General features: G+C 55.2%; 12 protein-coding genes. 8 read left to right on the top strand and 4 right to left on the bottom strand.

What is annotated here, in order from left to right; translation table 11 throughout:
* Window positions 1–3 precede the first annotated feature (3 nt).
* The 3 genes from ABCS64_RS10345 to ABCS64_RS10335 all read left to right on the top strand — a co-directional run bounded on the left by ABCS64_RS10345 (window position 4) and on the right by ABCS64_RS10335 (window position 3,559).
* Entirely contained in the window at window positions 4–411 is a 408-nt protein-coding gene (locus ABCS64_RS10345; protein ID WP_418891754.1) for a hypothetical protein, read from the top strand.
* Between the two features lie 290 nt (window positions 412–701).
* A complete protein-coding gene (locus tag ABCS64_RS10340; RefSeq protein ID WP_418891741.1) occupies window positions 702–2,081 on the top strand; it encodes an IS1380 family transposase in 1,380 nt (459 codons plus the stop codon).
* Window positions 2,082–2,476: 395 nt separating this feature from the next.
* Window positions 2,477–3,559, top strand: coding sequence for a TRAP transporter substrate-binding protein (locus ABCS64_RS10335; protein WP_418891939.1), 1,083 nt, complete (start codon window positions 2,477–2,479; stop codon window positions 3,557–3,559).
* A 99-nt stretch (window positions 3,560–3,658) separates the two neighbouring features.
* Here the strand turns inward: ABCS64_RS10335 and ABCS64_RS10330 are convergent, their stop codons facing one another.
* Both ABCS64_RS10330 and ABCS64_RS10325 read right to left on the bottom strand, forming a co-directional pair.
* Window positions 3,659–5,290 (bottom strand): TRAP transporter large permease, encoded by a 1,632-nt coding sequence (locus ABCS64_RS10330; protein WP_418891753.1) that lies wholly within the window; start codon window positions 5,288–5,290, stop codon window positions 3,659–3,661.
* On the bottom strand, window positions 5,287–5,895 hold the full coding sequence (locus ABCS64_RS10325; RefSeq protein ID WP_418891752.1) for a TRAP transporter small permease subunit: 609 nt from the start codon (window positions 5,893–5,895) through the stop codon (window positions 5,287–5,289). The genes ABCS64_RS10330 and ABCS64_RS10325 overlap by 4 nt, the downstream gene beginning before the upstream one ends.
* A 427-nt stretch (window positions 5,896–6,322) precedes the next feature.
* On the opposite strand from ABCS64_RS10325, the gene glyA reads away from it, so the two are divergent.
* From glyA to ribD, 3 genes are all read left to right on the top strand, one after another.
* The gene (gene glyA / locus ABCS64_RS10320) at window positions 6,323–7,573 is read left to right on the top strand and encodes a serine hydroxymethyltransferase (RefSeq protein ID WP_418891751.1); all 1,251 of its coding nucleotides are present in this window, start codon (window positions 6,323–6,325) and stop codon (window positions 7,571–7,573) included.
* A gap of 121 nt (window positions 7,574–7,694) precedes the next feature.
* Window positions 7,695–8,144 carry a transcriptional regulator NrdR gene (nrdR, locus tag ABCS64_RS10315; protein WP_418891750.1) on the top strand — a complete coding sequence of 150 codons (450 nt, stop codon included), beginning with the start codon at window positions 7,695–7,697 and terminating at the stop codon, window positions 8,142–8,144.
* A 47-nt stretch (window positions 8,145–8,191) separates the two neighbouring features.
* Window positions 8,192–9,277, top strand: a complete 1,086-nt coding sequence (ribD, locus tag ABCS64_RS10310; protein ID WP_418891749.1) for a bifunctional diaminohydroxyphosphoribosylaminopyrimidine deaminase/5-amino-6-(5-phosphoribosylamino)uracil reductase RibD — start codon at window positions 8,192–8,194, stop codon at window positions 9,275–9,277.
* 253 nt (window positions 9,278–9,530) lie between these two features.
* On the opposite strand, the gene ABCS64_RS10305 is transcribed toward ribD, so the two are convergent.
* Both ABCS64_RS10305 and ABCS64_RS10300 read right to left on the bottom strand, forming a co-directional pair.
* Window positions 9,531–10,970 (bottom strand): S41 family peptidase, encoded by a 1,440-nt coding sequence (locus tag ABCS64_RS10305; protein WP_418891748.1) that lies wholly within the window; start codon window positions 10,968–10,970, stop codon window positions 9,531–9,533.
* A 24-nt stretch (window positions 10,971–10,994) separates the two neighbouring features.
* Complete coding sequence (locus tag ABCS64_RS10300) at window positions 10,995–12,533, bottom strand: murein hydrolase activator EnvC family protein (RefSeq protein ID WP_418891747.1); 1,539 nt, start codon at window positions 12,531–12,533, stop codon at window positions 10,995–10,997.
* A 316-nt stretch (window positions 12,534–12,849) separates the two neighbouring features.
* Between ABCS64_RS10300 and ABCS64_RS10295 the strand changes: the two genes are divergently transcribed.
* Both ABCS64_RS10295 and grxC read left to right on the top strand, forming a co-directional pair.
* A complete protein-coding gene (locus tag ABCS64_RS10295; RefSeq protein ID WP_418891746.1) occupies window positions 12,850–13,233 on the top strand; it encodes a rhodanese-like domain-containing protein in 384 nt (127 codons plus the stop codon).
* Complete coding sequence (grxC, locus tag ABCS64_RS10290) at window positions 13,230–13,505, top strand: glutaredoxin 3 (RefSeq protein WP_418891745.1); 276 nt, start codon at window positions 13,230–13,232, stop codon at window positions 13,503–13,505. Before ABCS64_RS10295 ends, grxC begins: the two co-directional genes overlap by 4 nt.
* Window positions 13,506–13,517 lie beyond the last annotated feature (12 nt).

The following is a 13,517-nucleotide window of genomic DNA, read 5'->3' as shown; positions in this document are numbered from 1 at the left end:
ATCATGCGTAAACAATACTGGATGGCGTTGAGCGTTTTTTTGGGAACACTGTTGCAGGCTTCTCCATTGATGGCTGCCGATGAAGTGCTTGTTCCTTGGGCGCCGACGGTGATTGATTCTGATGAACAGGCGGAAACGGAGCGGCGCGCGCGAGCGAGTGCTCTGGAAAATCTGCGCACGCCCGAAGAAAACAGCGAAGAAGCATGGATGAAAAAATTTAACCCTGAATTGGAAGATGCGGCGACGGAAGAAACGTCACAAACGGGTTCCCGCTATTCTTCTGCAGCCAAAGCATCCACTAAGGAAGCAGCAGGCAAATCAAGAAAACAGAAAAGTACGGGCGCCGAAAAGAAATCGGTACAAAATGCACGCGGCTCAGGTTCCGGAATCCACGGTACTGGTGGTCGCTGACTGAGCGAAATACAAAGTGGTAGCGTGATGAAGCGCCATGGGAAATACATAAACTGAATGTGGGGCGGGTAGTCTCATAATGTTCTATGGTTTCCGCTAGGGGCGATGCCTTGCCCCGTATCTCCAAAAAAGATACGGGGCATTTTTTTTGCGCGATAAAAGTTCAGAAGATATCGCGCATGATTGCTCGCTTAACCCGCATTTCTCACAGATAGAAGGTGCATCGCGGCCGGAGATATAAGAAAGTTTTTTTGCGAGAACGACTTAACCATATCTCTGAGGAAGCCGCGATGCCGACACAGTGTACCGTAGTCAGCCCATGCGCGAAGCGTATTGATGGCCGCCAGGTGGCGGTGGATTTCGACGGAGGGCAGATCAGTTCGGATGCGGGCGCGCTGTTGCTGCGCGAGGTCGATCGCACCTTGCGGCTGACCGAACGGGTGGCGGCCTGCTTCGAGGATGGGCGCGATCCGGAGCTGATCGAACACACGGTGCACACGTTGGTGATGCAACGGATCGTGGGGATCGCGCTGGGCTACGAGGACCTGAACGATCACGATCAATTGCGCCGTGACCCGGTACTGGCCACGCTGGCCGGTAAGCTCAGCGCTCGGCGCAAGGGCTGCGAGCTGCTGGCGGGCAAGTCGACCTTGAACCGGCTCGAACATGCCCCCGACACCAAGGACGGTTCGCGCTATCACAAGATCGCTCACGATCCGGCGGCCTTCGAGTCGCTGTTCGTCGCGTGCTTCATTGAGGCGCACGAGCAGGCACCTGACGAGATCATCCTCGATCTGGACGCCACCGACGACCCGCTGCACGGCCAGCAGGAAGGGCGTTTCTTCCATGGTTACTACGGCGGCTACTGCTACCTGCCGCTGTACATCTTCTGCGGCCGACATCTGCTCGCCGCCAAGCTGCGCCGGGCCAACACGGATGCCTCGGCGGGCAGCATCGATGAACTCGAACGCATCGTCACCCAGATCCGCCGCCACTGGCCGGAGGTGCGCATCGTGCTGCGTGCCGACTCGGGCTTTGCGCGCGATGCCTTGATGAGTTGGTGCGAGCAGACGCACATCGACTTCGTCTTCGGGCTGGCCAAGAACGACCGGCTCAAGGCCCAGATCGAAACCGAGATGAGCCAGGCGCAGGCCGAATGCACCCAGACCGGCAAGCCCGCACGGCGGTTTCGCGACTTCACCTACCGCACCCTTGACAGCTGGTCGTGCGCCCGGCGGGTCGTCGGCAAGGCCGAGCAGCTGCCGGGCAAGGCCAATCCGCGCTTCATCGTCACCAGCCTGGACGCTCAGCGCTGGCCGGCACGCGAACTGTACGAGGCGCTGTACTGCGCCCGAGGCGAAATGGAGAACCGCATCAAGGAGTGCCAGCTACACCTGTTCGCCGATCGCACCTCAACGGCGACGATGCGGGCCAATCAGCTGCGGCTGTGGTTCGCCTCCTTCGCCTACGTCATGCTCGAAGCGCTGCGCCGCATCGGGCTGGCTGGCACCGAACTGGCCGAGGCCACCTGCGAGAGCCTGCGCCTGAAACTGCTCAAGATCGGCGCACGGGTCAAGATCAGCGTGCGCCGCATCCATGTCAGCATGGCCAGCAGTCATCCGTTCCAGACCACCTGGCGCCTGGCCCAGGCCAGACTCGCCCCCGGCTGATCCGCCACGCCACCGTGGCCCTGCTGATCCGATCGCGCTCCCGTTCGCGCGAGGCGGTCTCATGCCCAAACAGCGCCGCTTGCCCCCTCAACGCACCTGACCGCCCGCAGAACCTCACCCGCCTGCACTCCATTGGCCGCTCGCGGGCCTGAATCCTCGCGGTCACGGCAACGCGTGAAGGAAAAAGCCGCGCCAACGGGGGCCGAACCGTGAGGGTGTGAGAAATGTGGGCTAGTGCAGTTCAAAAAATTTGTAACGTAAGTAGGCAGAATATGGCTTGATGCCATAAATAAAATGCAGTGACCTTTTTTGCGTTTGGCTATAATCCTTACGGTGTTGGCGCCGTATGGATTTTTTATTGGCACGACCGTTGTTCTCAATATCTGGAGAAAATTATGGAAAGACGTTCTTTTCTGAAAACCGCTGGGCTGGGCCTTGCTGCCAGCACCGTGGCGACGCCTGCGCTGGCGCAGAATTTACCGACAATCAAGTGGCGTATGGCTTCGAGCTTTCCCAAGAGTCTGGATACGCTGCACGGCACGGGTGAGTTCCTTGTAAAACGTATTTCAGACATGACGGGCGGGAAGTTCCAGATCCAGCTGTTTGCTGCCGGCGAACTTGTCCCGCCAGCCGGCGTACATGATGCCGTTAGGGATAATACGGTCGAAATCGGCTTCACCTGCTCTTACTATTATTTCGGCAAAGATCCGACGTATTGCATCGATACGGCGATCCCGTTCGGCATGACGGCTCGTCAGATTTCCGCCTGGTACCGTCAGGGTAATGGCGCCAAGTTGATGGGTGAATTTTTTGCCAAATCCAATATTCTCTCTATTCCGACCGGCAATACCGGTGCGCAAATGGGCGGATGGTATCGCAAGGAAATCAAGAGTGCCGCTGATTTTAAAGGGTTGAAAATGCGCGTGGCCGGTCTGGCGGGGGCGATTCTATCCAAACTGGGGGTTGTACCGCAGCAGATCGGCGGTAGCGATGTCTATCCGGCACTTGAAAAAGGCACGATTGATGCTGTGGAATGGGTGGGGCCTTACGATGACCTGAAACTAGGCTTCAACAAGGTTGCCAAGTATTACTATTACCCGGCATGGTGGGAAGGCGGCCCGCAGGTTTCTACTTACGTTAACCTCAAGAAATGGGCTGAATTGCCGAAAGAATACCAAGCGGTTCTCTTGGCGGCGTGTGCTGATGCGGATACCGAAATGGGAGCGCGCTATGATGCGAAGAATCCGGCGGCAATCAAGCAGCTGCTTGCCTCGGGGACAAAGGTTCTGCCCTTTCCAAAAGATGTTATGGAAGCCAGCTATAAAGCTGCGATGGAGTATTACGCGGAGACTTCGGCATCTAATCCGGGATTCAAGAAGATTTACGAGGATTACAAGAAATTCATGGATGATCAGAATTTTTGGTATCGCGTTGCCGAGAATGAATACACTCGCTTTATGCTCAGCCGCAAGCACTAGCTAAATCTGAAATAGAAGGTATGTAAAACGGGGGTGATACCCCCGTTTTTATTTCATCTACTGAATATTGTGCAGATAGCAGCGTCCAGGAGCCTCTGTTTATTCAGCCGGTAAGCTAAGCGTGGGCGGCTCGGCGGTCTCTGGATCATCGTAGTGCGTATCAGGTATTTCCATTTGTACGGAATCAAGATCAACCTGTGCCTGATTGTGATCCAGGCCAAGCGTTACCAGCTGCGGTATGGCAATGACGAGCAACACCATCAGCACCTGGATGCAGACAAATGGAATGGCTCCCCAGTAAATATCGCTGGATTTCACTGACGGCGGCGCAACCGAGCGCAGAAAGAAGAGCGCAAAGCCAAACGGCGGGTGCAGGAATGAAGTCTGCATGTTAATAGCCAACAGAACACCAAACCAGATCAGATCGATTCCTAGTTTTTCGGCAACTGGCCCGAGCAATGGCACGATAATGAATGAAAGCTCGAAATAATCGAGGAAGAATGCCAGTAAAAAAACCAGAATATTGACCGTGATTAAAAATCCGTACTTACCGCCGGGTAAATCGACCAGTAGATGCTCGACCCAGACATGGCCGTCGACGCCGTAAAAAGTCAGCGAGAAAACGCGCGAGCCGATCAGGATAAAGATTGCAAAAGTGGTCAACTTTGCCGTACTTTGCATGGCTTGTTTGAGCAGCTTTAAATCGAGGCGCTTGCGTAGCAGCGCCATTAGTAGCGCGCCGGTCGCGCCCATGGCACCCCCTTCGGTTGGCGTGGCGATGCCAAGATAGATCGTGCCAAGCACCAGGAAAATCAGTGCTAGCGGCGGAATCAACACAAAAGTGACCCGCTCGGCTATGACTGAAAGCAGCCCCAGTTTCAGTGCACGATTGATGAGTGCCATGAGGAAAGGGACACTGACGCCCACCATGATGCACATGACCACCAGTTCATCGGTCGGCGTATTGTCCGGGCGTGTTTTCGCAAAGACCGTGCCGACGATCAGTGCAGTGACAGTCAGAACAATCAGCGATGTACCTCCCATCGTGCCGTTGGGTTCGCGGAAAGTACGTGCTTCCGCAGGTAATGCCGGCGCCCATTGGGGACGGAAAAGCGCAATCAGAATGACATAGAGCACATACAATGCGGTGAGCACCAAACCGGGGATGAATGCGCCCCTATACATGTCGCCAACTGATTTGCCGAGCTGATCGGCCATGACAATCAGTACCAACGAGGGTGGAAGAATCTGTGCCAGCGTTCCCGAGGCGGCAATGACACCGGATGCCAAACGCTTGTCGTAGCCATAGTGCAACATGATCGGCAGCGAGATCAGTCCCATCGAGATCACCGATGCTGCAACAACACCGGTCGTTGCTGCCAGCAGGGCGCCGACAAAAATTACGGCATAGGCCAGACCGCCGCGGATCGGACCAAATAACTGACCAATCGTATCGAGCAGATCCTCAGCCATTCCGGAACGTTCGAGGATTAGCCCCATGAACGTAAAAAATGGCACGGCTAGCATGGTTTCATTGGTCATTACGCTGTAAATACGGTCGGGCAGCGCTTGAAAAAGCTGTGGTCCCAGCAGTCCCAGCTCGATGCCGATCAGGCCGAAAACGATTCCATTGGCCGCCAGTGCGAAAGCGACAGGAAATCCAAAGAGCAGGAATACGATCATCGAAACGAAGATGATCGGCGCCATATTGGCGATCACAAAATCCATCATTTTTCGTCTCCTGCCGCAGTTTCGTCATTCTGGCGCAGGCGAATCGTTTTAATCAGCTCATCTTCGGCGCTGGCTTCCTCGTCTCTTTGCGTTGGATCAGGACACAAGCCTTTCAAGAAACCGATGCGCTTGATGAGTTCTGAGATAGCTTGCAGGATGAGCAGGAAGAATCCAACGGGAATCATCAAGCGCGCCGGCCAGACAATCAGGCCGCCGGGGCTATTGGACATTTCATCGCTCAGGAAGGCATTAACGAATACCGGCCAGGAGAGCGTCATGATGGCGATTGCCATCGGCATCAGGAAAAACAGGATGCCCAGAATATCGACCCAAATCTGTCCACGCTTTGGCAGTTTGTGAAGGATCAGGTCGATGCGGACGTGTTCGTTGCGCAGTAGCGTGTACCCCGAACAGGAAAGAAAAATCAGTCCAAATAAATACCACTGCGCTTCGAGAAACGCATTCGAACTGTAATTGAACAGATAGCGTAAAACGGCATTCAGGGAACTAAATAGTACGATGACGAGAACGAACCAGACTGCAATTCTGCCAATACATTCCGTGCAGGCATCAATACACCTGGATAATTTGAGTAAAGCGTTCATGATATGAGTAAAGCAAAAGCCAAAATAAGCGCCGTGAAATCAATGGAATAACACTGCGATCACGGACCGCGGACAGGCAGGCGATGCATCAAAGAATTCATTGTGCATCACTTTCTGCAATTCGTTATACAAGCGAGTTTTCTGGTCGCGCAGAGAGCTTTTGGCATCTGCCTGACAGGCAGTCCGGCGTGGGTATGGCCGGTTTGTCACGCATGACTCGATTCATTTTTTGAATGATTTTAAAATTATCCCACAGAAACTTTCTTTCCGCATTCAATTGCAAAAATACAAGTATATTTCTAATGTATTGATTATGCTGGATTTATATCATCAGAAATAAAAGTGCCTACTCTGGTCATGATACAATTTACATATTTTCAGTACATCAAATAACCGTATTTTTCATAAACAGGTCACGAGGAAAACGATGTTCTCAGCGCAAAACACTCTGGCAAAAGTCGATCCTGAACTTTGGCGGGCAATCACATCTGAAAACCAGCGTCAGGAGGACCATATTGAGCTGATCGCTTCCGAAAACTATGTCAGCAAGGCTGTCATGGAAGCGCAAGGGTCACAATTAACCAATAAATACGCGGAAGGCTATCCTGGCAAGCGTTACTACGGCGGCTGTGAATATGTCGACATCGCCGAACAAATTGCCATCGATCGCTTGAAGGCGCTGTTTGGTGCCGACTGCGCCAATGTCCAGCCCAATTCCGGTTCGCAGGCCAACCAGGCTGTCCTGATGGCTTTTGCAAAGCCGGGGGATACGCTCATGGGCATGAGCCTGTCTGAAGGCGGGCATTTAACACACGGGATGTCGCTCAATATGTCTGGCAAGTGGTTCAACGTCATTTCTTACGGCCTCAATGCCGATGAGGAGATCGATTATCCGCGCATGGAAGCACTGGCGCGTGAGCATAAGCCGCGCATCATCATTGCCGGCGCATCGGCGTATTCGCTGCATATCGATTTTGCTCGTTTTGCCGCCATTGCCAAGGAAATCGGCGCGATTTTTTGGGTGGATATGGCGCATTATGCCGGCCTGATTGCGGCGGGCTGTTATCCTAATCCGGTGCCGTTTGCCGATGTGGTGACCTCGACGACGCACAAGACCCTGCGCGGCCCACGCGGCGGTGTCATCCTGATGAAAGCGGAGCACGAAAAAGCCATCAATTCGGCCGTATTTCCCGGCCTGCAAGGCGGACCGCTCATGCACGTCATTGCTGCCAAGGCGGTATCTTTCAAAGAGGCTGCTTCGCCAGAATTCGTCAAATATCAGGAGCAGGTGCTCGCCAATGCCCGTGCGATGGTGCGCGTATTGGCCGAGGAGCGCGGTTTGCGCGTCGTTTCCGGGCGTACGGAATCCCATGTTTTCCTGCTCGATCTGCGCGCTAAGAACATTACGGGCAAAGATGCTGAGGCGGCTTTGGGCAAGGCGCACATCACGGTTAATAAAAACTCGATCCCGAACGATCCGCAGAAACCGATGGTGACATCGGGCATTCGCATTGGTTCGCCTGCCATGACAACGCGCGGCTTTACCGAGGCCGAGGCAGAAATAGTCGCCCATCTGATTGCGGATGTACTCGAGGCGCCTACCGATGAGGCAGTGCTGGCGCGGGTACGACAACAAGTGGCTGCCTTGTGTGCGAAATTCCCGGTCTATGGTGACTGATCGTTGTGGTCTATAAATGGTCTGGTCATGCCGGCTTGCTATGTCGATCATTACGTAAAAGCAGATTCGGCATGATCGACTTACCCGCGGGCCTGCTCTTATCCGATTTCGCTGACTTCTCATGAAATGCCCATTCTGCGGAGCTGCTGAGACGGCGGTTGCCGATACCCGTATCAATGACGACGGTGACATCATTCGCCGCCGCCGCCGTTGCCTGCGTTGCGACAAACGCTTCTCGACCTATGAGCGTGCTGAAATCCGTTTGCCGCAAGTCGTCAAGCGCAATGGCTCGCGCGTCGATTACGATCGTGAGAAGCTCTCTGCCAGCCTTTGGCTGGCATTGCGCAAACGTCCGGTGACGGTAGAGGCCGTCGATGCGGCAATCATCAGAATTGAGGAGAAATTACTCACGTTTGGCGAACGCGAAGTCATTTCGGAGAAGATTGGCGAATTGGTCATGCGTGAACTCAAAAAGCTCGATAAAGTCGCCTACGTCCGTTTTGCCTCGGTCTATCGGAATTTCGAAGACGTGGATGAATTTACAAACATTATCCGCGAAGTCTCACCATAACGCGCAGCCCGGCAATTGCGGCGCATCTTCGCCATTGACAACCCGCCATGTTGATTCCCGCAGATCACCTTCTGATGGCGCGCGCCCTGCGCCTGGCTGAACATGGCTTATTGACGACGACGCCCAATCCGCGCGTTGGTTGCGTCATTGTCAATCACGGCGAAATCGTTGGTGAAGGCTGGCACGAAAAGGCGGGTGAGGCGCATGCGGAAATCCGCGCCTTGCAGGCTGCGGGCGCTGCGGCGCATGGCGCAACTGCTTATGTAACGCTGGAACCCTGCAGCCATTACGGGCGTACGGCGCCTTGTGCCGAGGCATTGATTGCCGCCGGCATTCGACGCGTCGTCGTCGCCATGGCCGACCCCAATCCGCTGGTATCCGGACGCGGACTGACCCGGCTGGAGGCCGCGGGTATTACGACCGTCTGTGGCTTGCTGGAAGAGGAGGCACGAGAACTCAATGTTGGTTTCGTCAGCCGTATGACACGCGGTCGGCCCTGGGTGCGGCTGAAAGCCGCTGCCAGTCTTGATGGAAAAACCGCGCTGAATGACGGCCGGAGTCAATGGATTACGGGGGATGCAGCGCGTCAGGATGGACATCGCTGGCGGGCTCGTGCCTGCGCCATTCTGACGGGCATCGGCACTGTTCGCTGTGACGACCCGCAATTGACCGTACGCGGTATTGATACACCCCGCCAGCCGCTGAAGATCGTTGTTGACAGCCGACTCGAACTTTCGCCGCAAGCGCGCTTGTTCGACGGAAATTCAGTGCTGATTGTCACCGCTACGGGGGCTGCTGAACGCATCGACAGATTATGTGGCTGTGGCGCGGAAGTGCTTGTTCTCCCCGATCGTTCCGGGCGGGTCGACCTGGCCGCATTGATGCTTGAGCTTGGACGACGCGGCATCAATGAGCTACATGTCGAAGCGGGAAGCACGCTCAATGGCGCGCTGCTCGATAGCGGTCTGGTCGATGAACTGCTGCTTTATCTGGCACCTTGCCTAATTGGAAATTGTGCCCGCGGCCTGTTTGACCTGCCCGCGCTTGCATCGTTGGGAGAGAAGAAAGTGCTTGCTGTGCGTGAATGGCGGCAAATCGGCGAAGACCTGCGTTTGCTGGCGCGTTTGGCCTGAAACGAAAGATTGCCCGAAGGCGCTGCGCAAACGGCGCAAAAATTTTGCGATCCAGGTAGCAAGGCGGGCAGTAAAGCAGACATTACCCACAACCATGCACCTTCAGGCGAGCGACGGGCGTCTAACCATTGACCTGGGCGCGCAGTGCAGGCATAGATCAGGTCTGGCCTATCTCCTCCTATCCCGCCTGATCTCAACATCCTTGAATTTACCTGCACTTTCTGCCGGTATGGTCAGCGGAACGGTCGCTTTTTTATCTCGGCTGAATGATTTGTAAGCCCTTGAGCAAATTGAGCGCCTGCATGAACTGGTAATCTTTCTTCGAAGCCAGTTCCCGCGTCGTGATCGGCGCATCATCCTGATCGTCGGAGCGACTGTTGTCATCCTTATCGTTCTTCGGCGAAGAAGACTTAGTTTTTTCCGACGTTTTATTCTGCGGTGATTTGTCTGGTGCTGGCGTTTGTGCCTTTTCTTCCTTGCCGTTTGCCAGGTGGTGTTCGAGATCGGCCTCGCGCAAACGCATGGAGGAACTCGAATTTCCATTGGGGCTTTCTTCGACAACGATGTCCGGCTCGATGCCTTTGGCCTGAATCGAGCGTCCCGATGGCGTGAAGTAACGTGCCGTTGTCAGCTTAATCGCCGTATTGCTGGGCAGCGGCAGTACGGTCTGAACGGAACCTTTACCAAAACTGGTTGTGCCCATAACGATTGCGCGCTTGTGGTCCTGTAGAGCGCCGGCAACAATTTCGGAGGCAGAGGCCGACCCCCCGTTGATCAGCACGACGATCGGCACTTTGCGTACCTCAGGCGGCAGATTTCTCAGGTAGTCATCGCGCGTGCCGCGCAGATAATCCTCTGGCGTGGCAAAGAATTTGTGCTTGGAATCCGGCGCGCGACCATCGGTCGAAGTAACGAGCGATTTCGGCGGCAGGAATGCCGCGGCAACGCCGACTGCGGAGTTGAGCAGGCCGCCCGGGTCGTTGCGCAAGTCGAGCACCAGGCCTTTGAGCGAGCCCTCCTTGTACAAATCCGTCAAATGCTTGGCGACGACGGCTCCCGTGCTTTCCTGGAACGAGGTGATGCGCAGATAGCCGTAACCCTTTTCAACGAGCTTGGATTTGACGCTTCGTACCTTGATGATCTCGCGTGTCAGCGTTAGCTCAATGGGCTTGACTTCGCCTTTACGCATGATCGACAGCTTGATCCGGGTTTTCGGCTTGCCGCGCATGCGTTTGACGGCGTCGGAAAGTGTGAGCCCTTTGACCAAGGTGTTATCGATCTTGAAGATCAGATCGCCCGTCTTGATGCCGGCGCGATCAGCCGGTGTATCCTCGATAGGCGAGATAACCTTGACCAGGCCGTCTTCCATGCCGACTTCAATGCCGAGGCCGCCGAATTCGCCTTGCGTTCCGACCTGCAATTCCTTGTAGGCGTCGGCGTCAAGATAGGACGAGTGAGGGTCGAGATTACCCAGCATGCCGCTAATGGCGTGCGTAATCAGTTTCTTGTCATCGACTTCTTCGACATAGCCTTGTTTGATGGCATTGAATACTTCGGCAAAGATGCGCAGATCTTCGATCGGCAAACGATTGCGCACATCTTCTTTTTCCGCCAGCGCCGGCAATTGCAGGCTAATCAGGATGCCGCCCAGCATTCCTGCACAGACCAGACCGGCGTGTTTCAATTTACCCATCAATTTTGCTCCAGAACGAAGTCATTACAGGCTGACCCACCTCAACGGGTCAATCGGTTTTCCCTGATGACGTATTTCGAAGTATAAACCGGATTCCGCGTTGCCACCGCTGCTTCCTGCCGACGCAATGACATCACCGCTGTGCAATGTGTCGCCGGTCTGTTTGAACAAGGCGTCATTATTGCCGTAAATCGACAGATAACCCCTGCCGTGGTCAATAATCAGCAGGTTGCCAAAACCGCGCATCCAGTCGGCAAAGACAACCCGCCCGCCGGCGATGGCTTTGACATCGCTGCCTGTGGCGGCGCGGATGAATACGCCCTTCCATGTGCCGCCTTCCGGCCGCGCAGCGCCGAAACGGTTGGTGACGGTGCCGCGTACGGGCAGACGCATCTGTCCGCGCATTTGCGTGAGATTGCTTGTGGGCATTGATGCAGGCGCCTGTGTGACGCGGGTTTCTGATGTCGAAGCGGGCGCGTTATCTTCGGCAGGCGGCGTACCCGCCGGACGGCGTGACCGCTGTATACGCCGCGCTTCTTCCTGCTGCCGTGCCGCCTCGCGTCGGGCGGCTGCCTGACGCGCCGCTTCCCGGCGGGCGGCCGCTTCCTGGGCGGCAATTGCCCGATTCAGTTGATCGACTAATTGCGATAGCTGCTTTTCATCGCGTTCGAGATTCCCGATTTTTCGCCGCTGTTCGGCAAGCTGCGTTTCCATTTTGCCCAGAACGATTTTGCGTTGTGCATGCTGGACGACGAGTTTGTCACGCTGCTGCTTATGCCGGTTTTCAACGGTAGTCAGATCGTTGGCGCGCGCCTGCGTCGTCTCGGCCACATCGCGTTTGCGCTTCAGTGTCGTTTCGATATCCGCCACCATTTCGCGGCGCGCTTGTCCGACGGCTGACAGGTAGTACAGATCACGCATCGACTGATTAAGGTCATTTCCATTCAGCAGGGTTTGCAGCGCATCCGGGTGGCCTTGCAGATACTGGCGGTAGACGAGTTGCTCCAGTTGCGACTGCTGGGCGGATAACTGGCTTTCCAGATCGTGTGCCTGCTGGTTGAGCGCTTTCAGCGTTGCCTGCAATTTACTGCGTTGCAGTGACAGGGTTCTCAGATCCCGTTCGCTAGAGGAAATCTCTTTCTCGATGCTTTTTAACTGGTCGGTCGCGCTGGCATGCTTGTCCTCGGTATGTGCTACTTCCTTGCGCAGCGCTTCGAGTTGCCCGCGTAGCTCACGTAAGTTTCCCTGTTTCCTGGAGACTTCCTGCTGCGTTGAAGAGACGGCCTTTGCCGGCGAGGATTTTCGCGTCGGCTTTATTTCCCGGGTGCCCGCTTTAACGCCGGATTTTGTAGCGACCGTCTTTGTCGTAATAACTTTCTTCCCTGGTTTTCTGGCGTTATTGTCCGCCTTGGCAAAAGCGGGTACAGAGGTCTGTAATGCAAGCGCAATCATCAACAACAAGCACGCCACACCGCCGCATGAAGTGCGGAAAACAGGCAACGCACGCCCTGCGGCAGGAAACATGCCGGGCAATACAGCGGAAGTCAGGCGAAGTAAGCGCATGATGCGGATGAATGGGGTAGAGGGGAACAGCCTTATAAACAGGAAATATTTTATAATGGACTGACTTTTTGAACGAACGTTGGCACGACGCTTTTCGCAAACAAGGCGTTTGCGCCGACTGGAAATTTTGCCTCTGGGCCTGTACTTTCTGACCATGCGTTTTTATCTTGATTCGTAGGGCGGAATTTGCCTGCGGCGGGAAATATTTCAGGTTTCAGACCTCAGCCTGCATGCCGTGCTTTCAGTGCCTATCTGGCTAACAAGAATTTAGGGAGTGGATTTGGAATTTATTCAGCAGAATATCTTATACGTCGCAATGGCCGCCATCAGCGGCAGCCTCTTTTTATTTTTGACGTTTCGCCGTCCCGACGCCAAGTACATGATCGATGCGGCGCGTGCGACACAACTGATCAACCGTGAGGATGCGGCGATCGTCGATGTCCGTGAAATGTCGGAATACGTCGAAGGCCATTTGCCGCAGGCGCGTAATATTCCCCTCGGGCAGCTCGAACAGCGTCTTGGCGATCTGGAAAAACGCAAGGATGCGCCAGTTATTTTGGTCTGCCAGTCGGGCGGGCGTTCGGTCGAAGCGGGCAAGAAGCTCGCAGGACTGGGTTTTTCGCGTGTTTACGTTCTGGAAGGCGGCGTTGCGGCCTGGCGCAGCGCCGGCATGCCACTCAAGAAAGGAAGCAAAAAATGAGTACCCCTCAGGTTGTAATGTATTCGACGGGAGTATGTCCCTATTGCATGCGCGCCGAACAACTCCTGCGCGCGCGCGGCGTCACTGAAATCGAGAAAATACGCATCGATTTGGATCCGGCGCGGCGCGATGAAATGATTGCGCGCACTTCACGGCGTACCGTGCCGCAAATTTTTATCGGCGATACCCATGTAGGCGGTTTCGACGATCTTGCCGCGCTGGATCAGGCTGGCAAGTTGGCGCCGCTGCTTGCCGGGGAATCACCGGCCTGAGCATCTGCCTGC

Origin of the sequence: Dentiradicibacter hellwigii, from assembly GCF_041770905.1 — a bacterium.
GTDB lineage: Bacteria > Pseudomonadota > Gammaproteobacteria > Burkholderiales > Rhodocyclaceae > Propionivibrio > Propionivibrio hellwigii.
Note: the sequence above shows the minus strand (reverse complement) of the source record. Positions and strands in the feature narration are given on the sequence as shown.